Below are 23385 nucleotides of genomic sequence, written 5' to 3'. Positions count from 1 at the left end.
CAATATGACCGTGTTAAAGCAGCAGATGCAAAAAGCCATTTCTACCAATCCGATTCAGGACATGACGTTCCGTGGTCTGCACTGGATTGAAGCATCGGCAGGAACCGGCAAGACCTATACTTTATCCAGTTTGATGGTGCGGATTTTTCTGGATCAGTATTATCCGCATCAGGTGATTGCAACCACCTTCACCCGCAAGGCAACGGCCGAACTGAAAAACCGGGTACGGCTGCGGGTCGAAGAAACTTTGGCCTATATCCAGCGTCATCAGCAGCTCAATTCTGTGGAAATTGCAGCGAAGATTCAGAGCGAAACTGATCCTTTATTTCAGCAGGTGTTGAAAGATTATGGCACACGGATGGACTATGCCCGTCGCCGCTTGCGTCTGGTACTGAACCAGCTGGATGAACTGTTTGTCGGGACGCTGGACAGCTTTAGCCAGAAACTGTTACGTGAATTTGCTTTTGAAAGTGGCAAGATTGAACGTGCAGAACTGACCGAAGATCAGGATTTATATATCCAGCAACTGATTCATGATGTGCTGCGTGACTGGATTCAGCAGCAGCCCCAATATATGGTCAATCATTTGTATGTGCAGAATCTGCTGAAACCGGTCGAGCATTATACCGGGCTGGTTCGGGATGCCCTAAATTTTAGCAAGCAGCAATTCCAGAAGGTCGAGCCGGCTGAATGTGATCTAGGTAAATTAGAAGCCTGTATTACCCAATTATTGAATATTCATGAGCATGATCTCGAAGTCATGCGGCGCTATTGTCAGGAAAGTCCAAAGTATTTTCACAAGAGTTTTTTGACCAAGTTAACCGACGTTTGTGAAAACTTTATGACCTGGAGCGCAGCCCTGCAAACTCAGGGTGGCATGAGTTTCTTTGATGCAGAATTGCAACCGATTTTACTGAATCTGTGCCATTTACGCCGTAAAAAAACTGATTTCCAGCCGACCACTCAGGTTTTTAACAAGAGCTGTCCGGAGGCGGAGCAGCAGCTGATTTTGCAACACAGCCTGATTGTGGCAATTGATGCACTGTGTGAGGTCAAACAGGATCTGGATGAGCAGTTGAAGCAGCTCACGACCTATCTGGAATTTCATATTATTCAAAGTGTGCAGACCCGTTTACCACAAACCCTGCAACAGCAGGGTGAAACGACTTTTTCCCAGCAAATCCGCACACTGGCGGAAGCCTTGCAGGGTCAGCAGGGTCAGCGCTTTGCCCAGTTTGTACAGGCACGTTATCCGCTGATTCTGGTGGATGAGTTTCAGGACACCAATCAGGATCAGGATGACCTGCTGGCCAAGATCTGGCGGGATGCTAGCCGGGTTCAATCCGGCTGCATGATTATGGTCGGCGATCCGAAACAGGCGATTTATGGTTTCCGTGGTGGCGACATGCTGACCTATAACAAGGCACATGCTGACGTGCGGCAGAAGCAGGGCCGCGAATATACCCTGATGCAGAACCATCGTTCGGTCAAAGCGCTGGTCGAAGTGGTCGATGCTTTATTTCAATGCCAGATGGATTTTGGTGAACAGGTGCAGTACACCCTGATTCAGGCCGGTAGTCGGCCACATCCGGATCTCATCGATAGCGCTGTCTGCAATCCGCAGCCCTTACGCTGGATTCAGTTAGGTGAGTCGGATGTAGAAGCCGATCAGGTGGCCTGGAAAATCCGTGCACTCCTCAATCAGTCTGCTCAACAGCAGTTATATTTTCAGCAGCAGAACAGTATTCAAAGCCTGAAAGCCGATGATATTACAGTGCTGGGGTTTGGACATTTTGCCCTTGAGCAGGTCAAGCAGCGCCTACAGCGTATGGGTATTCCTTGTTATAAAGAGTCCAAACAAAGTGTTTTTGCCAGTGCTATTGCGCAGGATGTCGCGGCCGTCTTGACTGCAATCATGGATCCTTTTAATGAATCCAAGGTCAAACGTGCCTTACTGACCCGCCTGCTGGGCTTCAACCTGAAAAAACTGATTGAGTTACAGGCGCAGAGTGAAGGGCTCAGTCGCTATATTGCCGATCTGGATGCAATTCGGGAAATGTGGTTCGAAAAAGGTTTTCTCACGGCATGGAATTATGCCTTAAACCTGTTTCAGGTCTGGACTCATCTGGTGGCCAGTCAAAGTCTGGATAATGAACGGGTGGTTGTGAATTTGCGTCATCTGACTGAAATTCTGAGCCAGCAAAGTGAATATTATCAGGGTGCCCAAAAACTCTATCACTGGTATTTGCGTCAGTTACAGTCCCCTTCAGGCAAAGACAATGAAAAAGAACGCAAGCTGTCTGGTGATCATGGGGTACAGCTGATGACCATCCATGCCTCTAAAGGGCTGGAATTTAAAGTGGTATTTTTATTGGGCGCAGATGCTGCTTTTGATGTAAATAAAGGCAACTTGAACTTTTCATTAAGTGGCACACTGTCTGAAAGTATTTTAGAACAATCCCGGGTGATTGCAGTCAATCATAAGCATTTGCACGAGCAGGCGATTTTACAGAATGCAGCGCGTAATGCAGCGGAAAATCACCGGCTTTGGTATGTGGCGCTGACCCGTGCCAGTCATCGGGTGTATGCCATGTTGCAAGACCACGCTTCACAATCCGATTCGGGCTTGGCGTTCTGGCGTGGCCAGGGCGATGCCATCTTCGAACATGCTTTAACTCTGGTCGAGCAGCCGCTGTCTCAGGAACCGGCACGTCTGGTCGAGCAGTCACACAATCATAAGATCGACATGCTGGCGCAACCTTTGCCAGAGCGACAGTTCTATCCACGCACCAAAACCAGTTTTACCGCATTGTCGCAACACCAGTCACATGCGCCAGTTTTGCAGGATGATCTGGTCAATGCACAGGAACACCCGGATAGTGCAGCGGATGAAATCAATCTGAATGCTTTAGCAGATCAGCCGGCTGTCACACCGCTAGACTGGATCAAGCTGAATTTCCCCAAAGGTACGGTGGCCGGGACTTTCTTGCACAGTATTTTTGAACATATCAATTTTCAGGATAGCAGTTACTGGAATCTGGAAATTCGCCGTCGTTTTAAAAATACTGCACCGCAAATCTGGCAAGAACTGAAAGAAAAATTTGAACAGGCCTTCCAGTTGCGTACTGTGCTGGAGCAGACCTTTGCGCCGCATTATCAGGCCGCAGCGGTGAATCTGCGTAGCCTTTTTCAAGCCGCAGCGCAGGCAAATTTCAAAGCAGATGAGTTGCAACAGAGTATGCAACGCGTTTTGTCCAGCCTGAACTATAAATTGCTGAGCGGCATTCGCCTGCATGATCAGAGCGAAGCTTATCGTCAACAATGGCGACAGTTATTTCAATCGGCACAGCAAGACCGATCAGCCTTGATGCTCTTTTTAAGCCAGTTTGAGCGTTATTTCACCGAGCTGGATGATGACAGCTTTATCCTGTTTTTTGAACAGGAAATGGCCCAGATTGCACACCTTGCAAGTCCTGAACAGCTCAATGTCGAAAGCATCTTCCAGACTGCTTTAGATGGATTGCTTGATGAAATTAGGGAAGATATTTTACTCAATCTGATGCATGACTGGGTGCATGACATTCTGGTCACTCCGATTCAGGCAGATTTTGTTTTGGCACAACTGGGTGATCAACAGTATCTGTCAGAATTCCCGTTCTATCTGTCACTGACCGATGCGCCTTTGCAGATCCGACAAATTCATCAGCTCTTTGTTGAACATGACATTGTCATGAGCGATTTTAATGAAGCCAAATCGGCACGTTATCTGACCGGTTCCATCGATCTGGTGTATTTTGATGGCCAGCGTTACCATATTGCCGATTATAAAAGTAACTTTCTCGGCCCAGATCAACAGCATTATACAACTGAGGCGATTCAGCAGAATATGAGCCAGTCCAGTTACTGGTTGCAGGCAGCCTTGTATCTGGTGGCCCTGCATCGTTATCTGAACGCAAATATGCAGGCGTATTCAATGCAGCAGCATCTGGGCGGCGCAAGCTATTTATATTTACGCGGTATGCACGGGCAGATGGAACAAGGTGTATATCACTGGCAACCAGACATCGAATTCGTTGAAAAACTGGATCAGATTTTGGGCTATTTTGAGCAGAAAAAAACAGCATAATTTTGCTGCCTGATAAAATATATAGAGATTAAACAGAAAATTATCCTGTGGATAACTTTGAGGATAACTGTGTGGAAAATGAGCAGAATCACGTGTCGCAACAAAACGTCAGTTTGATGGCCTGGATTGACTATTTATGTCAGCCACCATTTAGCTCGGCTACATTTGATCCGGCAGCAAAATTACTGATTCAGCAATTGCTTGAGGCGATGCAGGCCGGCGATAGCTGCATTGAAGCGCTTCCTCAACAAATGGCATTATTGCATAATCTGGTGCGTGATCATGCTCAGCAAGGCACGGGTATTGCCCCCTTGGTGTTTGAAGATCAGCATTTATATCTGTACCGCTACTGGCAGCTGGAACAGGCAGTGGCAACGCATATAGCACGAATCAAGACCCAATCTATTGTAGCCCTGGAGTTAACAGCACGTGACCGCAGTCTGCTCTCAGATCCACAGCAGCAAAAAGCCTTGCAAATGGTGGCAGAGCAAGCCTTCAGTATTATTACTGGCGGGCCGGGAACCGGTAAAACTTATACGCTGGCGCATATTATTGCAGTTTTATATGACGCGCTGCCGAATATCCGGATTGCCATGGCCGCGCCGACCGGAAAGGCTGCACAGCGGATGAAAGAAGCGCTGCAAAAAGCCTTACAGACTGAAGTTTTGCAGCAGTTTGAAATAGCTGCACTACAACAGTTACAACCCGTGACCCTGCATCGTTTATTGGGATTGGGCACGCGCGGACAGCCACGTTTTCATACCAAACAGCCTTTGCCCTATGACGTAATTGTGGTCGATGAAGCCTCGATGCTGGATTTAAGTCTGTCACAGATGTTGCTGGCCGCTGTGCCATCTCAGGCACGTCTGATTTTACTTGGCGATGCAGACCAGTTGGCTTCTGTGGATGTCGGCACCGTTCTGGCAGATCTGCAACAGGTTGCGACTTTGCAGGATAATCGGGTCAACTTAATTACCACACGACGTTTTAAAGCAGGGGCCAAGATTGGTGCAATGGCTGATTTTATTCAGCAGCAGCATGAAGCTGCCAGTGTCCTGCAAAAATTTGAGCAGCAGATTGTCACTGCCAGTGAATTACAAGCCATCGCCTTGGATCAGGTTGAGATTGACCAGATCCAGTTGCAATATTTAGCGCCTGGTGCTGAACAGACGGCCACTACATTGAATCAATATTATGACCAGTTGATGTATGGTTATCAGGCCTATACACAGGTTGTCAAAAATAAGCAAGGCTTAGATAATTTCGAGCAATATGTACAACAGGTGGTGAGATCATTTGATGATTACCGTATTTTAACTGCGATTCGTTCTGGTGATCTGGGCTTATTCAAAATCAATCTACAGATTGAACAACGCTTTTTAGCCGCTCAAGGTCAACTGAAGCAGGGTGACTGGTATGTCGGGCGGCCGGTCATGATGACCTATAACGATTATCAACTGGGTTTATCCAATGGTGATATTGGCATCTGTTTTTTACGTGAGCAGTCTGGTCAGTGCCAGTTTGAAGTCTATTTTCCGAGTCTGGAAAAATGGGTCTTAGCCACCCGTTTGCCAAAGAGTATAGAAACCGCTTTTGCACTGACCATTCACAAATCTCAAGGTTCAGAATTTGCACATACCGCAGTGGTGCTGGATCAATATGCGCAAAATCTATTAAGTAAAGAGTTGATTTATACTGCAATTACCCGTGCTAAAAAAGTGGTCAGTTTATTGGTAGATTGTGACGCTTTTACACAAGCCTTATGCGTACGAACCACACGTAAAAGTGGTTTAAGTCAAAAAATACTTGAACAATCTACTAGTTTATTGGCAAAAAATAATCAGATCTTGTAGGTAAAAGCTTACACGGATTCAAGAAATTGCCGCATAGAGCTTTTACTCAGTTTTTGAGAAGATTGGTCATACAAAATAACTCAACACGGAAAGTTGAGCATAATCGTATAATTATAAAAAGAATGTCAGTAGACAGCGAACTTACAGTGAGGTAAGTAAAAAGAGGAAACTTACAGCCGCTAAGCCTTGTAGTTTTGGGAGAGACTACAAGGCTTTTTTATATTTAATTAATTTATATTTCAAAATACTAGATATTTACCTTAATTCTAAAGTTGGATATTGTTGTGGAATGGCTGGATTTAAGCGAATTAGGTTAAATAAAGTGGTATTAATGTAATATTATGCAACTTTTAGGCTGGTTATTGTACGAAATAGCTTACAGCAAGATACGCTAAATGCCTCTACTTGTCTTTGTAGAATATGGCAAAATCTACCACACAAGGAAGGTGATTTTTCAACAGGATGTTTGAAAATAATAACAAGCGTAAAACGCTATAAAAAACACAATAAATAATAATGATAAGAGAAAGAACTACAGCGCCAAAAAGCCCGACTAAACTCGGGCTTTTTTTTATCTATTTTTTATTCAGACAGACGACGGTACATTAAAACAATAGAAAAAGCGTTCTAATTGCTTAGGTCGATTTCTCTATTTAAGTGGTCTAGATGATCTCGCTTAAAACAGTACAGATCTTGAATAACTCAGGATCAATGGACAACAGCTTCGCTTTAAATAAATCACCGATTGAAAACATTTAAAAGTGCTGATCTATTTTTGCAATTTGGCGCATTTTCCCTTAAAATATGCAACTTGCTGTAGTGATGCACGGCAGTCAAAGTTTTGAATTCTCATTACATTGATTTTTATCAAAATATATAAGCATCTCGGAGAAATCGAATGGCTTTAACTAACGCAGATCGCGCAGAGATCATTGCTAAATTCGCACGCGCTGAAAACGACACTGGTTCACCAGAAGTTCAAGTAGCTCTTTTGACTGCTCAAATCAATGACTTACAAGGTCACTTCAAAGAGCACAAACACGACCACCATAGCCGTCGCGGTCTAATCCGTATGGTTAACCAACGTCGTAAGCTGCTTGACTACCTAAATGGTAAAGACCACGGTCGTTATGTAGCATTGATCGGTGCTTTAGGTTTACGTCGTTAATTCGATTTAAACTTTATTTTCGGGTTATTGCATGCTTTGTGCTTTATTGCTGAAAACTAAAGTCGGTTTAGCTTTTGGCTAGGCCAGTGGAAGGGGCGAATGTTTCGCTCCTTCTTTGTGTTTAAAAATAGTATTTAATCTGGTGAGGTCGGCTTCTAAGCTTTGTCATTTGTTCGTCTATATGGTCGTGAATGCCAAACCTTAGGGGTCTCCACTAGAATAATTGTTCACAAGAACTAGGAAAAAATAAAACATGTCGATGTTTAATATTATTCGTAAAGAATTCCAATTCGGTCAACACAACGTGATTCTTGAAACAGGTCGCGTTGCACGTCAAGCAAACACTGTTGTGATTACCATGGGCGGCGTACAGGTTCTTGTTGCTGTTGTAGCGCAACCTAAAGCAAAAGCCGGTCAAGACTTCTTCCCATTGACTGTTAACTACCAAGAAAAGCAATATGCTGCAGGCCGTATCCCGGGTGGTTATGGTAAGCGTGAAGGCCGTCAGTCTGAAGCTGAAACTTTAATTTCACGTCTGATCGACCGTCCAATTCGTCCATTGTTCCCAGAAGGTTACTTCAACGAAATTCAAGTGACTGCAACAGTAATTTCATCTGACAAAACCATGGATGCTGACATTGCTGCAATGCTGGGTACTTCTGCTGCATTGTCGATTGCAGGTACGCCTTTCCGTGGTCCAATCGGCGGCGCTCGCGTTGGTTTGATCAACGGTGAATACATCCTGAACCCGAACCACGAACAGTTAAAAGAGTCTGATCTTGATCTGGTTGTTGCAGGTACTGAAGCTGCAGTATTGATGGTTGAATCTGAAGCGAAAGAACTTTCAGAAGACCAAATGCTGGGCGCTGTATTGTTCGGTCATGACGAAATGCAAATCGCGATTCAAGCGATCAAAGAATTTGCTGCAGCAGCTGGCGCAGTTGAGTCAACTTGGGTTGCTCCAAGCAAAAATGAAGCGCTTCTTGGTCAATTAAAAGATGCATTCGAAGCGAAAATCTCTGAAGCCTACACAATTGCTGTGAAACAAGACCGTTATGCGGCGCTTGATGCACTTCACGCAGAAGCTGTTGCCCAATTCGTTCCTGAAGAAGATGAAACAGGTATTGCTGACGAAGTAAACGAACTCTTCGAAGATCTTAAATACCGCACGGTTCGTGACAACATCTTGTCTGGTAAGCCACGTATTGATGGTCGTGATACTAAAACTGTTCGTGCAATCGATGTACAAGTGGGCGTATTAGGTCGTGCTCATGGTTCTGCATTGTTCACACGTGGTGAAACTCAGGCATTGGTTACAACAACTTTGGGTAACACCCGTGATGCGTTGATGGTTGATACCCTTGCAGGTACTAAAACTGACAACTTCATGCTTCACTATAACTTCCCTGCATACTCTGTAGGCGAAACGGGTCGTGAATCTGGTCCTAAGCGTCGTGAAATCGGTCACGGTCGTCTAGCACGTCGTGGTGTTCAAGCAGTTCTTCCTGCAGCTGACCGCTTCCCGTACGTGATCCGTATCGTATCTGACATCACAGAATCGAACGGTTCATCTTCAATGGCTTCTGTATGTGGTGCTTCTCTATCACTTATGGATGCAGGTGTTCCACTTAAAGCACCAGTTGCGGGTATCGCAATGGGTCTAGTAAAAGAAGGCGAGCGTTTCGCAGTTCTTTCTGACATCCTGGGTGATGAAGATCATCTTGGCGACATGGACTTTAAAGTCGCAGGTTCTGCAAACGGTATTACTGCACTGCAAATGGACATCAAGATCGAAGGGATTACTGAAGAGATCATGGAGTCTGCATTGAACCAGGCTTATGCCGGTCGTATGCACATTCTTAATGAGATGAACCAAGTAATTTCACGCGCTCGTCCTGAAATTTCGATGCATGCACCAACCTTCCAGGTAATCAACATCAACCCGGACAAAATCCGTGATGTAATCGGTAAAGGCGGCGCGACGATTCGTGCGATTACTGAAGAAACGAAAGCTGCAATCGATATTGAAGATAACGGTACAGTTCGCGTATTCGGTGAAACTAAAGCGGCAGCCGCTGCTGCAGTTGCTAAAATTCAAGCATTAACTGCTGAGATCGAACCAGGTACAATTTACGTGGGTAAAGTGATTCGTATCGTTGAATTCGGTGCGTTCGTGAATATTCTTCCGGGTACTGATGGCTTACTTCATATCTCTCAAATCTCGAACGAACGCATTGCGAACGTTGCAGATGTATTGAAAGAAGGTCAAGAAGTGAAGGTACAGGTTGCAGACGTTGACAACCGTGGCCGTATCAAATTGACCATGAAAGACATCGAACAAGTTTAATCATCTGAATATTCCCATGAGTTAGCTCATGGGAATGAAATATCAAAAGCCCTGAGCTTGATCAAAGTGCTTACTTTGGCTGTTCAGGGCTTTTTTTATGCTTCGGAAAATCTCCGCACATCTGGCCAAAATGTTTGAATCGGCCACAGGCTGTCAACGATTGTCGCACGATGGTATTGAACGATCTGAGTCTGTAGTAAGCAGTTGATCTTAGGTCAGGGGATCGGCTTCAGAACTTTTTAGCAGACGATAAATTTCATCTTTCAATTTTAGCTTTTTACGCTTGATCGCTTCAATATCATTGTTGATATGATTGACCGGGTCGAGTTCAAGCTGACTAATTTTCCTGTCCAGCTCATTATGTTCCTCAAACAATTTGGCAAAGTATGGGTTTTCCTCGCGAAGTTGCACAATCAAGTCGCGGTATTCGGGAAACATGTATTTCATTTTTTTATTACAATCTTTGGTTTTCATAGCGCTTTTTATACTCTAATCATCAAATTAAAAATAAATATGTCCTGATCTGCAGCGAAAGATGCAGATAGACAGAGCATCAAAGGACTTACTTAAAATGCAAATGTTTGACCTCGCGGCGTAACTCCTGCACTTCATCGATGAGGTCCAGCATCATCGCGACTGCGGTAAATGACGCATCAAAATCGCGTTGCAGGCGATAGGCGCGTTGTGCACGTGAAATATCCTCACCGAGGAAAGTGCTGGCTGGCGTGACAGGAGAACGATCGGGCAGAATTCCATGTTCAATCAATTGCATGACCCATTCCGGACTTTGTCCGCATGCTTCTGCGAAGTGGATGAGGTCAAATGAGTGATCGTCCATAATTTCTGACGGGGTATAGTCCTGTGAAAAGCTTTCTTGGTACTGAATTGTAGTCATGGCTCTACTCCTTAAACAGCCAAGTGTGCAAAATTGAGAGAATGAAAAGGTACTGAAGTAAAACGCTTTCTATTCTTCGGATATGCAGACTCAGAGTGATGACTCAAATGATCACGAGAAAAAAATCGGTATGTTCCGGTATTCAATGCATCAGGAACGCGCGAATAAGAGAAGGTGAAAGTGAACGCTGTTTTTATAGTTTTATGTTTTATTGACCGAGTGTGTTCAAACACTTTCCTGTGTTGAATATACGCTGCCCTATGAGGACAGCAAAGCAGACCTGATGACAGAATTAAACAAGGCTGAAGATTGATCATCATAAATGGATAAAAAATAACCGTCTTCGATCCATTATTATGACTTTAGCTGCGCCAAAACAGTTTTTATTTGTACCTTATTGTTTCAAATCATGACAAAGAAAAAGCCCCTGATACAGAGGCTTTGAAAATCTTTCTGAAATTAATGTTTTATCCAGGTTACACTGCGGCCAATTACTGAGACACCGACATAACCACGCAAGGTTAGGCGTTTGCCATTGGCACTTAGGCGTGCTTTGCCTTTGTAAATTTTGCCACTGATCGGATCAAGCACTTTGCCGTCATGGTATTCACGTGGCTTTTTCGGATCTGCTTTAAAATCCCAGATAAACGGCAGGCCTATAAACGGTTTATCTTTGAGCTGACCTGGACATTTATGACAGATGCCCATTTTCTCCGCGCCAGGCAGGCTACGTGTTGCGACAATTATTCCTTCATAGCTACCATCCGCTTTCTTACGAACTTCTACATCCGCACGAGAATAGCCTGATTGATCATCAATGGTTTTCCATTTACCCACTAATGGATCTTCATAGGCAAAGGCCAAGCTAGAAACCGCAGCTAAACTTATCCCCATCACTAGAGTGTTCAATAATTTTTTCATAACATACCTGTTAAATTTGATACTGTATTCATTTTAGAATTATTACTCTAATTTATTTTAAAAGCATAATTAAATCAATACTATAAAATGTGATTGTATTCTCATAATTTTTTTAAAACGATGAGTATTTGGTCTTTGTTAATGTGAATAGTCTTATAATTTAAATGGGATTTTGGGGTGGGGTTTATCTGAGGATCTGATTCAGTGAATCAACAGGTTTTCTACTGGAGGTAAATATGCTCTGTTGAGCTTCGTCATGTAAATTTTAAAACATAAAAAAGCACTCCTGAGGAATGCTTTTTTAAATCCATACTTAGCACCGCTTAGCTTAGATGTTCACCACATAGACCTAAGGCCTCTTCGGCTGTAAAGGTATATTGGCTATTACAGAACTGACAATCCATTTTGATCGGATTCTGGAATTCCAGTGTTTCACGTATTGATTCTACGCCAATCTGTTGTAAGGCCACTGCACAGCGCTCTTTAGAGCAGGTACAGCCAAATTTCAAGGCTTCAGTTTCTGGCAAGCGCACTTCTTCTTCATTATATAAACGGTAAAGAATGTCAGTGGCTTGCAGGCCGATTAGTTCTTCAGTTTTCAAGGTTTCAGTGAGCATGGTCAGACGCGGCCATAAATCTTCATCAACACGGCGCTGTTCTTCTTCACTATTCCGTGGCAATAGCTGAATCAGTAAACCACCGGCGCGCTGATAGTCGCTTGCCAGTACAATGCGCGTTGGAATCTGTGCAGACAGGTCATAATACTGCATGAGGCAGCCAGCCAGATTTTCTTTGTCCAGCGGCACAATACCTTGATAACGCTCACCAAATTCTGGTTCGATATTGATAAACAGCACTGGAGAAACCAGTGACTTTAAGATGGTGCTGCTATCTTCACCCACCAGAAAGTGCGGATCTTCTTCATAGTCCGCCAAAGCGCGAACTTCACCCAGGTGGTTGCATTCAGCCATTGCCCATTTAAATGTGCCTGATGCCTGAATTTGCAGGCTGATACGCCCTTTAATCTTCAAGGTGCTGGCAAGCAGTGCAGTCGCAGTGAGCATTTCACCCAACAGAATCTTGACCGCAGGTGCATAGTCACGTTGCGCTAAAATGGTTTGTAAAGCTTCTTCAAGATGCACCACTTCACCACGAACAGGGCTATCTTCAATAAAAAAGCGTTGGCGTAAATCAGACATAAAATTCTCCATAACCCTGCTTTAATGGTGTCATTATTGTAAAACACAAGTTATGACAGATCATCTCTTAACGCATCAATTCCTGCGCCGTTTGTATCCTGTTGCGGCTGTGTATCTGTTTTTTGAACTTTGTTGCGTTGATCCTGCGCAAACAGATGTTCGAGTTCTGCCAAGCTACTGCGGTGATGTTCATAACTTGCGTGTTGATCCGAATCTAGATGGTATTGACTGTTGAGTAATTTTTCATCATGTGCGCGGAAGTATTCAATCTGTTGCTGACTTTCTTCCGGAGCAGTATTCAACTGGCTTAACAAAGCCTCACTCATTTCCAGTGCTGAAAAGTAGTTTTCACGCCAGATTTTCTCTACACCTAAATCCTGTAACAGATGCACATGATGACGATCACGTGCGCGTACCCATAAACAAGTTTCAGGATAATTCAGCCGGATATACCGCACGATCAGCATCGAATCTTCAATATCATCAATGGCAATAATCACTTGCTGGGCCATCGCAATTCCTGCATGTGCCAAAGTTTCTGGCTCTGTCGCATCGGCCTGATAGAAAGGAATTTGATACTGCGCAAGCAGTTCAGTGGCTGGCACATTGCTGTCCATGACACTAAATACATGCTGTTGTTGCAGTAAAATCCGGGCAATAATTTGTCCAAAGCGGCCAAATCCAATCAGCAAAATAGGGGGGCTGGCTTGAGGACTGGAATCGGTTTCAAAGGTCGCAGCCAGATGATTGTTTTGATCCAGACGCGGTAAAACCTGACTGTGTAATAACCAGTAAAATGCCGGGCTAAGTAATAATGAGAAACTCACCATCCAGAGCAAGGGAGACAGCAGATTGGCTGCGATGATCTGGTCGGATACCGCAATCACCAGCGCCAGCAAGGCAAACTCGCCACCTTGTGCCAGGCTGGCTGCCAGCAAGCTACTGTTGCGCCAGCTATTTTGATGATAACGCGCCAATACCAAACTGATTGCAAACTTGACCAAGATTAAAGCTAGAGTGCCGCCTAAAATGATCCAACGGAAATTCAACAGATCGGGCAGTTGCAGTGACATACCCAGACTGATAAAGGCTAGGCCCATCAATAAGCCCTGAAAAGGTCGAATGGTGCTTTCTACCGCGGGCCGGAAATCTGTATCTGCCAGTAAAATCCCGGCAAATAAAGCGCCAAGAAACAGATTCAGTCCAAGCGTACTCATCAAGAGCAGCAGTGCCAAAGTTACCGCAATCGCCACAATGGCATGCAGTTCGTGACTGCCACTTTTTGTAATCCAGCGATATAGTGGCTGCATCAGATAGCGATTACACAGGAACAAGCCGGTAAAAGTAGTGATCATCGCGGCAAAATAAGCCACTCCGTGTTCGGTCGAACGAATCCCGGCAAATAAAGGAATGGCGGCAATCACAGGAATGGCCAGCAGGGCATGCAGCAGCAGGATTGAATAGGTCTGTTGACCATAGCTGGTGGCAAACTGTTCCTGATTGTGGAGTTGTTGAATCACCAAGGTCATGGCTGACAGACTGCCAGCAAGTCCAATCACAATACTGGCCAGCAGGCTTTGTTGTAGAAAAATCCAGGCCAGCAGGCTAAAAATCAAGGTGCTCATTAGTACCTGCAAAGCAGCCGTCATCCACAGAGATTGACTGATCTGGGCGATGCGTTGTGGTCTGAGTTGCAGCCCGATCCAGAACAGCAGTGCCAACAGGCTGACGTTCATGAAACTGTTCATCAGGTCTGGAGTCTGAATCAGATGCAAAACACCGGGACTTAAGATCAGTCCTGTTAACAGATAGCCCAGTACGCTTGGTAGTCTGAGCCTTTTACTCAGTGGCACTATTAACAGTGCGACCACCAAAACCAGTGTTATTTGTAACAGTATCGACATTTTCCTGTCCTAAATTTTATGCTTGATCAAGACGTTGATGCGTATGTCCCGGACATGGACTCAGATGCAATTCTCTTAGCTGAGTTCTTGCGGGTCAATGTCCAGCGTCAGCTTCATGCTGGAAGGTTTGTCCTGCAGCATATTCTGCCACCAGCTGCGCACATAGTAATGCAAACGTGGACGATCTGCTGACAAAAGCACCATATGCGACTGATAGCGCCCAGCCTTACGTTCCATCGGCGCAGGAATGGGCCCCCAGATGTCCAGCGCCAGATCAGGATATTGCCTGAGGAATGCCGCATGTTTCTGTAAGAATTCGGTATTTTGTGCCTGATCCTTGGATTCGCAGCGAATCAGGATGGCATAACGATAGGGCGGCATCTGGGCAATTTGCCGTTCCTTTAAGGTCTGCTGGGCAAACACACGATAATTTTCATTGACCAAGGTATTCAGCAGGGCATGATCCGGTCTGAGCGTCTGCAAATAGACATCGCCTTTGTGTTCGCCACGTCCGGCCCGGCCTGAGACCTGAACGATCAGTTGTGCGGTACGTTCGGTGGCACGGAAATCCACACTGAGCAGACCGGAATCAATATCCAGAATCGCCACCAGCGTCACATAAGGAAAATGATGCCCTTTGGCCAGCATCTGGGTGCCGAGCAGAATCGCGGGTTCACTTTTTTGAATCTTGTCATAGATTTTTTGCCAGCTACCCACCCGGCTGGTGGAATCGCGATCGACCCGAATCACTTCATGATCCGGAAAAAGTTCATTCAGATGTTCTTCGACCTTGCCAGTGCCCATACCCAGTGTGACCAGTTCCTGATGCTGACACTGCGGACAGTGCTCCGGCATCCGGTGAATGGTGCCACAGTGATGGCAATGCAGATGCTGATAAGGCTGGCGATGCACAGTAAAATTGGCATCGCAGTGCGGACATTGTGCCTGCCAGCCACAACTGCCACAAAGCAGGACGGGGGCATAGCCACGGCGGTTTAAAAAGATCAGTACCTGTTCTTTTTTCTCCAGACGCTTTTTGATGTTCTGAATCAGTTGCAGACTGATGCCATGCTTTTTCTGTGCCACCTTTAAATCCAGAATATGGATTTTCGGCATTAAGGCTGTGCCGGCACGTTGATTCAGCTCCAGCACCTGCATTTTGCCATGTTCAACCAGCGCATAACTGTCGATACTTGGTGTCGCTGATCCCAGCAGCACTGGACATTGCTGTAAATGGCCGCGGTACAGCGCCACATCGCGGGCATGATAGCGGAAACCTTCCTGCTGCTTAAAAGACAAATCATGTTCTTCATCCAGAATGATCAGACCCAAATTCGGTATGGGGGTATAGATGGCGGAACGTGTGCCGAGGATGATTGAAGCTTTGCCAGTCTCTGCTGCCTGCCAGGCTTGCAGACGTTTTGTATCGTTTAGGCCTGAATGCAATAGCGCGATATGACACTGAAAACGCGACTGGAAACGGCTAATCGTTTGCGGGGTCAGACCAATTTCCGGCACCAGCACCAAGACCTGCTTACCTTGTTTCAGCACCTGTTGCATGATTTGTAGATAGACTTCGGTTTTGCCGCTGCCGGTCAGACCATCCAGTAAAAAAGCCTGATATTGATTGCGATACTTTAATACCTGATCAATGGCATGTTTCTGTTCAGGATTAGCGGTCAGCGGCATTTGCGCCAATTGCATCGGCTGTGGACTGAAATCTTGTGGCTCCAGCACACAGATACAAATCTCTTTTTTCTCCAGTGCTTTTAAGGTCGCAGTTTCAATTCCGGCCAAATTCAATACATTTTCAGTGGTGCCAACCGGATGCAGTTTTAAAATCCGGTAGGCTTCCTGCTGCTTTTCCGAACGGCGTATTTCAGCTTCAGCATCAGGGTTCAGAAGTTTCCAGGTGCGGGCCAGCAGGTTATAAGGCTTACCTTGGCGTAACAGCGTTGGCAGGGCACTGTGCACCACTTCACCCATCGGAAACTGATAATACTGTGCCGACCATGTCAACAAACTTAAAACTTTAGGGTCTATGATGGCACGTTCATCCAGCAATTCAGTGACTGGCTTGAGTTTAAAACGTGGGTCGACCGGAGTATCTGCGGAGAGCTTTTCGATAATCACCCCAACCAGATTCTGTCGTCCAAAAGATACCAATACGCGTGCGCCGACCTGGGCCTGCTCAAATTGTTCTGCATTCATACTGTAATCAAAACAATCGAATACATGCACAGGTACAGCAACGCGTACGCGACAAAGTGGACTAGAATCGGTATGAGAATTTTGCATGTCTGGTGCTGGATATCCTGAAGAAATTTCGTCGTGCTTAAAGTTCGATTATGGTAGAGTGAGCAGATAATTTATATCAAAGAATATGAATGATTTCGGTGGTCTGACGCAACAGCGTTAAGCAAAATTTTGGAAAATTAGAGCATTACAATGCCTGCATATCAGTTTATTGCGCTTGATGCTTCAGGAAAGCAGCAAAAAGGCGTGCTGGAGGGGGATTCTGCACGTCAGATCCGGCAACAGTTAAGGGATAAAGCACTTATTCCGGTCTCTGTTGATCCTGTCGAGAAAAAAGACAAACATGATCGTAGGAAATGGTTTGAAAAAAGCATTACCGCTTATGATCTGGCCTTAATGACCCGGCAATTATCTGTACTGGTCGCTGCCGCGATTCCGCTGGAAGAAGCCATCCGCGCCGTCGGCAAGCAAAGCGAAAAAGTACATGTACAAAATCTGCTGATGTCGGTGCGTTCCAAGGTTCTGGAGGGGCATAGTCTGGCGCAGGGTCTGCAACAGTCCGGGCGGTTTCCAGAATTGTATATTGCCACCATTGCGGCCGGTGAGCGTTCCGGGCATCTGGATCTGATTCTGGATCAATTGGCTGACTATACCGAAAACCGTTTTGCCATGCAGAAAAAAATTCAAGGCGCGATGGTCTATCCAATTATTCTGATGCTGATGTCTTTTGCCATCGTGATGGGGCTGATGACTTATGTGGTGCCAGATATCGTCAAGACTTTTGATCAAAGCAAAGATGCCTTACCGTGGATTACGGTCACCTTGATGAAAGCCAGTGATTTTATTCGTATTGCGTGGCCATTTCTCTTGGTTGGCGGTTTCTTGGGCATCTCCCTGCTGATACGATTCTTGAGAACCACAGCCGGGCATTATGCCTTCGACCGTTTAACCCTGAAACTGCCTTTATTTGGAAAATTATCACGCGGGATTAATGCCGCACGTTTTGCCAGTACCTTGTCCATTTTGACCCAGTCAGGCGTGCCTTTGGTCGATGCCCTACGGATTGGCGCTGCAGTCAGTAATAACTGGGTGATTCGTGATGCGGTCAATCTGGCAGCGGAAAAAGTCACCGAAGGCGGCAACCTGGCAACCCAGCTGGAGCGCAGTGGTTATTTTCCGCCGATGATGGTACAAATGATCAAAAGTGGCGAAGCCTCGGGCGAACTGGATCGCATGCTGGAGCGTGCATCACAGATGCAGGATCGGGAAGTCACCACGCTGATTTCGACTTTACTGGCCTTATTGGAACCTTTAATGCTGGTGCTAATGGCCAGTATTGTTTTGGTCATTGTGATTGCGGTGATGCTGCCAATCGTCAATATGAATAATATGATTTAAACAGAATCAAGTTAAAATTCTCGTGGTATTAAAATTAAATTGAATGTTGTGAATGATGCAAATGAATGAGAGAGATTGAATGAAAAGAAATCAATTAAATAAACAGACGGGCTTTACCTTAATCGAAGTGATGGTGGTGATTGTGATTCTCGGTGTGCTTGCTGCACTGATTGTACCGAACGTGATGGGACGCGGTGAAAAGGCCAAAGTGGATACCACTGTGATCAAGTTACAGAGTATTGCTGGTTCACTGGACCAATATAAGCTGGACAATGGCAAATATCCAAGCATGCAGGAAGGTGGTCTGGATGCACTGGTGAATCAGCCAGCGACTGCGAAAAACTGGTTGCCGGGCGGCTATGTCAAGGGCGGCTATCCTAAAGACAGTTGGGATAATGATCTGCAATATGTGATGCCGGGCACCAATGGTCGTACTTTTGATCTGTATTCATTCGGTGCAGATGGTCAGTCGGGTGGTGAAGGCACCGATGCTGATATTTATTATCAGCCTTGATTGAGAATCAATATAAACTCTCAATAGATGAAATATATCACTTCACTTAATAGACGTTTTCAAGACTAAGTGAAGTGATAATAACTCTTAATTATAAATTATAATCTAAGTTTTTGATATTTATTGTAATTAATTAATAATTTGTATATGCGAGTTATAATAAGAATTATTCCCATATTTATCTATTACAATTATCGTAAAATATGAATAAATATAGACTTTCTATTTACCCAAAAAGGCTCATAATGATCTGAAAGGCACTTGACGAGCCAACGGAGAAGAATATGAAAGCATTAATCTTAGGGGATGAAATAAACCAATTTCATTGGTCGATGCTGAAATCTGTTCTTTTGGTTTTAAGCATGTTACCGATTAGTCAGGGCATTCTGCATTTATGGCAGACTACTGAGGGTAGCAGCCAGATTATGGTAGGTTTTTTTGCCATCAGTTTGATGAGTTCATTATTTGCATTGTGCTTCTGGTCAGCACTGAAAGCCTCGGTATTGCAATTAAAACAACGGCAGACGTCTGTATTCGAAAATATGATGGTGCAAACTTACCGCTATCTTCCAATGTTATCCCTCGCCAGTATGATTTCTTATCTAGCAGTTCAGTTCTAAAATTTGAAATATAAAAAACCGAGGCATTGACCTCGGTTTTTTATTGCCTTGAGTGTCCATCCCTTTCGTAAAGGGAGCTTAGGAGAGATTGATAAGATGTTATATCTAATAATCCCCCTAAATCCCCTTTTGTAAAAGAGGGACTTGAAGAAATTATCTTCTCGACTTAAAGCTGACATCCACTTTACGGGGACGGAAGCGCCAGCCCACCAGCAAGAGCAGAATCGAGAAGATCATTACCGGCCAATCACTCAGTTTCATATAAGGTGTTTCGCCTTGCATGGCTGGAAGTTCACCCCGCAGTACCGCTTCCTGATCCATCGGGGCTTTTTTCACAATATGGCCATTGTGGTCAATAAAGGCGGTCACGCCGGTATTGGTGGCACGGATAAACCAGCGGCCATTTTCCTTGGCGCGCATTTGTACCATTTGTAGATGCTGCAAAGGTCCTGCCGTGCCGGTAAACCAGGCATCGTTCGAGACCGTAACTAAAAAGTCACTTTGACTGGCATTGCGGCGTGTCAGGTTTGGATAAGCAACCTCATAACAAATTGCGGAACCTAAAGGATGGTTTTTCACATTCAATGGTTTTTGATTGTCCGCACCACGGGTAAAGCCGCTCATAGAGGGATCATTCTGTAAACCTGGCAATACCCAGCTTAACCAGCCTGACAGCGGGATATATTCACCAAAGGGCACCAGTCGTTGTTTCTTGTACAGTCCATCAGAATCATCGCCGCTGGCCATAATACTATTATAATATTTTGGATAACCCGCAGCCTGTGATTCTGCTAAATCCCAATACGGAATGCCGGTCACCCAAGCCGTACCCGATTTTTTAGCCTGTACTTTCATGGCTTCGAGAAAGGCTTCAATATCAGTCTGGAACATCGGAATCGAGGACTCTGGCCAGACAATCAGATCGCGGCCCCATTCGGTCTTGCTCAGATTGGCATAGATCAATAAGGTTTTTACCTGATATTCAGTCAGCCATTTCAGATCTTGCGGAATATTGCCCTGAATCAGAGAAACCGTAAGCGGCTTTTCATTCTTTGGTTGCACAAAACTCAATTGAGCCGCGCCCCAGGCACCGAATAGTAAAATTGCAGCAGGAACCGCCCAGAACAGACGTCGGTTCAGAATTTCGACCAGTGCACAGGCTAGAATAATCACCACAAAAGATACTCCAAACACCCCAAACAGAGGTGCATAGGCATCTAGGTAGCGTTCGGTAAAAGCATAGCCGGCAAACAACCACGGGAAACCGGTAAAGACCCAGGTTTTAGACCATTCAAACAGAACCCAAAGCGGGGCAAAGGTCAAAGGGGTTTCCGGGAAAAAGCGGCGATAGACAAAGGTTTGAACGGCGCTAAACAGGCCCATCACCAGTGCCATGATCAAGATCATTACAACACTGAGAAATGCACTAGTATCGCCGTAGACATGAATAGAGGTATACAGCCAGAATGCGCCCACAAACCATAGGCCAATTCCATAGGCCCAGCCAATTCCAAAGGCCTGTTTGGCACTACGTCCACGCAGGCAGGCATAGAGCAGTGCCGGAGACAGGATGGCCAGCCACCAGTAATGATAGGGAGCCAGTGCCAAACTAAAGATAGCACCTGCAAATAAGGCAATTAGAACAGGATAGATCAGCGGCAACGGTTTTTGCTGTTGATCAGAACTCAACAGCTTGTCGAAATACGCTCTCATTGGCGCACGGCTCGAATTAGGTGAATAGAGCGTGAATCTGCTTCAAGAATGGTAAATTGCCAGTTTTCCAGTTCAATGGTCTGGCCTTCAAGATCGTTCACCAGACCAATTTCCTGTAATAACAAGCCACCCATGGTTTCCACTTCATCGTCAGAAAAATTCGCATCCAGCATATTATTGAAATGCTCAATCGGGGTCAGAGCTTGTACTATCCAGGTATTGGCGGTGTTTGGATCGTTATCCGGAACAATGAATTGTGCCTCTTCATCGGCATTGTCATGTTCATCTTCAATTTCACCAACAATTTCTTCCAGAATATCTTCCAGCGTGACCAGACCCGAGGTGGTGCCGTATTCATCAATCACCACGGCAATATGGGTCTGGGTGTTTTTCAGCATCCGCAGCACCTGATCGGAACGGGCGCTCTCTGGTACAAATAAGGGTTGACGCATCAGTGCGCGAATATCGACTTTGGAGGTTGGTTCGGTCAGAAAAGGCAATAAATCCTTGGCCAATAGAATGCCGACCACATTATCGGTTTGATCGGAGGAAAAGACCGGAAAACGCGAATGCGCAGATTCGACCAACACATGCAGGATATCCAGCAGTTGGTCATCTTCCTGTAAGCTGATCATCGACGTGCGAGGCGTCATGACTTCGCGAATTTTGGTTGCCGGAAGGTCAAGTACACCTTCAAGCATGGCAACAGTATCGGGTTCTAAAAATCGACGTGAATCTTGTACTAATTTTAGCAGTTCGTCGCGAGTTTCGGGTGCAGTTCCCAGCCATTTACGTAAGCCGCGCATACCCCACGACGGGCCTGATTCCTCGTGCATGATTTTTCCTGAAGACTCTTAATATCTAAAAAAACGTGGTTTTATCATACCGCAGAAAATACGCTTGTCTATTGTAAATATGATGTGCAGGCATGATCGTATCAGTCAGGGCTGCGTTTAGTCGTGTGTACTTTGGCAAAGCCGCAATGCCCGAGCGGGATTATGCTAAAATATTTTCAGTCTTCCACTCTTGAGTCTATCGATGTCCCCAACTGAAATTATCCCAAGCCTGCAATTAAATACCCGAGGTTTACGCTGTCCTGAGCCAGTCATGATGTTGCATCAGGCCATTCGTAAATCTAAAGCCGGTGATGTGGTTGAGGTGTTTGCTACCGATAATTCAACCTCTTGGGATATTCCAAAATTTTGCATGCACTTGGGACATGAATTGCTGTTGCAGGAAGAGTGTCTGGATGAAAACGGCAATAAAGAATTTCATTATCTGGTGAAAAAGGGCGGCTAAATTGGCCGAATTTTTTTTGAAATTTATGATCTGATAAGAGTTCCTATTCGATCTTAAAAATAATATTATCGCCATTCTCCAGAAAATAAACCCGCTTTCGAGCGGGTTTATTTTGTTCTCATGAGAGCTTAAATATTCGGATATGAGAACTTGCGGAATATATTCCTCATTCGCAAGATTACCCTAACATTACATGTTAGGGTATGAGCTCGCGCAAGGACTATCCGAATTACATGTTAGGGTAATTAGGACCACCGCCACCTTCCGGTGTTACCCAGGTGATGTTCTGAGACGGATCTTTAATGTCACAGGTCTTGCAGTGTACACAGTTGGCTGCATTGATCTGGAAACGTTTTGAACCATCATTATTTTCCATGATTTCATAGACACCCGCCGGGCAGTAACGCTGCGCCGGTTCATCCCATTTAGGCAGGTTTACTTCTACCGGAATAGAGGCATCAGTCAGCTTTAAATGCGCAGGCTGGTTTTCTTCATGCACGGTATTCGAGACAAATACAGAAGATAAACGGTCAAAAGTCAGCTTGCCATCCGGTTTTGGATAGTTTGGCTTGAAGCTTTCAGCGGCTTGGGTTTTCAGTGCGGCATGGTCTTGCACCAGATCATGCAGGGTAAATGGTACTTTGAACACATTCTGGTCGATAAAGTTAAATGCACCACCCATCCATTGACCGAACTTGTGCATCGCCGGGCCAAAGTTACGTGAATTGTATAACTCTTCTTTGAGCCAGCTGTTGTTGAACTTGTCGGTATACGCGGTGAGTTCCTTAACAAAGAAATCGTCACCCTCAACCACACGTGCAATCGCCAGATCACCGCCTTTTTCCACACCAGCCGCAATCGCTTCAAATACCGCTTCACCGCAGAGCATGCCGGATTTCATTGCGGTATGTGAGCCTTTGATTTTGGCAAAGTTCAGGAAGCCGGCATCATCACCAATGAGTGAGCCACCCGGGAAAGTGAACTTCGGTAACGAGTTAAAGCCACCTTTGGTCACGGCGCGGGCGCCATAAGAAATACGCTTGCCGCCTTCTAAATACTGCTTGATTAAAGGATGGGTTTTCCAGCGCTGCATTTCCATGAATGGATACATATGCGGGTTGGTGTAGGACAGATCCACGATCATGCCCAAAGTCACCTGATTGTTTTCAGCA

17 protein-coding genes are annotated in these 23385 nt (G+C 45.2%); 8 read left to right on the top strand and 9 right to left on the bottom strand.

Annotated elements, in window-relative coordinates:
• Positions 1-4: 4 nt before the first annotated feature.
• The 4 genes from KT990_RS07135 to pnp all read left to right on the top strand — a co-directional run bounded on the left by KT990_RS07135 (position 5) and on the right by pnp (position 9494).
• Entirely contained in the window at positions 5-4126 is a 4122-nt protein-coding gene (locus KT990_RS07135) for a UvrD-helicase domain-containing protein (RefSeq protein ID WP_218208536.1), read from the top strand.
• Between the two features lie 71 nt (positions 4127-4197).
• On the top strand, positions 4198-5979 hold the full coding sequence (recD, locus tag KT990_RS07130; protein ID WP_228730800.1) for an exodeoxyribonuclease V subunit alpha: 1782 nt from the start codon (positions 4198-4200) through the stop codon (positions 5977-5979).
• 898 nt (positions 5980-6877) lie between these two features.
• Positions 6878-7147, top strand: coding sequence for a 30S ribosomal protein S15 (gene rpsO, locus KT990_RS07125; RefSeq protein WP_004637724.1), 270 nt, complete (start codon positions 6878-6880; stop codon positions 7145-7147).
• 259 nt (positions 7148-7406) lie between these two features.
• A complete protein-coding gene (gene pnp, locus KT990_RS07120; protein WP_171063368.1) occupies positions 7407-9494 on the top strand; it encodes a polyribonucleotide nucleotidyltransferase in 2088 nt (695 codons plus the stop codon).
• Positions 9495-9704: 210 nt separating this feature from the next.
• Here the strand turns inward: pnp and KT990_RS07115 are convergent, their stop codons facing one another.
• The 6 genes from KT990_RS07115 to KT990_RS07090 form a co-directional block, all read right to left on the bottom strand.
• The gene (locus KT990_RS07115; RefSeq protein ID WP_005095339.1) at positions 9705-9968 is read right to left on the bottom strand and encodes a YdcH family protein; all 264 of its coding nucleotides are present in this window, start codon (positions 9966-9968) and stop codon (positions 9705-9707) included.
• Between the two features lie 88 nt (positions 9969-10056).
• Positions 10057-10389: a chaperone modulator CbpM gene (locus KT990_RS07110; protein ID WP_005095341.1), complete on the bottom strand. Its 333-nt coding sequence runs from the start codon at positions 10387-10389 to the stop codon at positions 10057-10059.
• 459 nt (positions 10390-10848) lie between these two features.
• On the bottom strand, positions 10849-11310 hold the full coding sequence (locus KT990_RS07105; RefSeq protein WP_005095344.1) for a DUF2147 domain-containing protein: 462 nt from the start codon (positions 11308-11310) through the stop codon (positions 10849-10851).
• A 323-nt stretch (positions 11311-11633) separates the two neighbouring features.
• A complete protein-coding gene (locus tag KT990_RS07100) occupies positions 11634-12509 on the bottom strand; it encodes an Hsp33 family molecular chaperone HslO (RefSeq protein ID WP_180082913.1) in 876 nt (291 codons plus the stop codon).
• Between the two features lie 50 nt (positions 12510-12559).
• Positions 12560-14413 (bottom strand): cation:proton antiporter, encoded by a 1854-nt coding sequence (locus KT990_RS07095; protein WP_218208535.1) that lies wholly within the window; start codon positions 14411-14413, stop codon positions 12560-12562.
• Positions 14414-14488: 75 nt separating this feature from the next.
• Positions 14489-16711, bottom strand: coding sequence for a primosomal protein N' (locus KT990_RS07090; RefSeq protein WP_218208534.1), 2223 nt, complete (start codon positions 16709-16711; stop codon positions 14489-14491).
• A 150-nt stretch (positions 16712-16861) separates the two neighbouring features.
• On the opposite strand from KT990_RS07090, the gene gspF reads away from it, so the two are divergent.
• From gspF to KT990_RS07075, 3 genes are all read left to right on the top strand, one after another.
• Positions 16862-18067, top strand: coding sequence for a type II secretion system inner membrane protein GspF (gene gspF / locus KT990_RS07085; protein ID WP_180049800.1), 1206 nt, complete (start codon positions 16862-16864; stop codon positions 18065-18067).
• Between the two features lie 79 nt (positions 18068-18146).
• Positions 18147-18581 carry a type II secretion system major pseudopilin GspG gene (gene gspG / locus KT990_RS07080; protein ID WP_005095357.1) on the top strand — a complete coding sequence of 145 codons (435 nt, stop codon included), beginning with the start codon at positions 18147-18149 and terminating at the stop codon, positions 18579-18581.
• Between the two features lie 284 nt (positions 18582-18865).
• Positions 18866-19201, top strand: a complete 336-nt coding sequence (locus tag KT990_RS07075; protein WP_218208533.1) for a hypothetical protein — start codon at positions 18866-18868, stop codon at positions 19199-19201.
• 153 nt (positions 19202-19354) lie between these two features.
• Here KT990_RS07075 and lnt read toward each other — a convergent pair whose 3' ends face one another.
• Together lnt and KT990_RS07065 are read right to left on the bottom strand one after the other, a co-directional pair.
• Positions 19355-20914: an apolipoprotein N-acyltransferase gene (gene lnt, locus KT990_RS07070; protein WP_218208532.1), complete on the bottom strand. Its 1560-nt coding sequence runs from the start codon at positions 20912-20914 to the stop codon at positions 19355-19357.
• Entirely contained in the window at positions 20911-21750 is an 840-nt protein-coding gene (locus KT990_RS07065) for an HlyC/CorC family transporter (protein WP_005095361.1), read from the bottom strand. The genes lnt and KT990_RS07065 overlap by 4 nt, the downstream gene beginning before the upstream one ends.
• A gap of 202 nt (positions 21751-21952) precedes the next feature.
• Between KT990_RS07065 and tusA the strand changes: the two genes are divergently transcribed.
• A complete protein-coding gene (gene tusA / locus KT990_RS07060; protein WP_005172942.1) occupies positions 21953-22213 on the top strand; it encodes a sulfurtransferase TusA in 261 nt (86 codons plus the stop codon).
• Positions 22214-22442: 229 nt separating this feature from the next.
• Here the strand turns inward: tusA and KT990_RS07055 are convergent.
• On the bottom strand, positions 22443-23385 hold a 943-nt coding region (locus KT990_RS07055; RefSeq protein ID WP_218208531.1), incomplete at its 5' end, for an electron transfer flavoprotein-ubiquinone oxidoreductase.

The sequence above is a fragment of the Acinetobacter sp. F9 genome, from assembly GCF_019195275.1.
GTDB classification, from domain to species: domain Bacteria; phylum Pseudomonadota; class Gammaproteobacteria; order Pseudomonadales; family Moraxellaceae; genus Acinetobacter; species Acinetobacter pseudolwoffii.
This window is presented reverse-complemented; position numbering and strand designations above follow the sequence as displayed.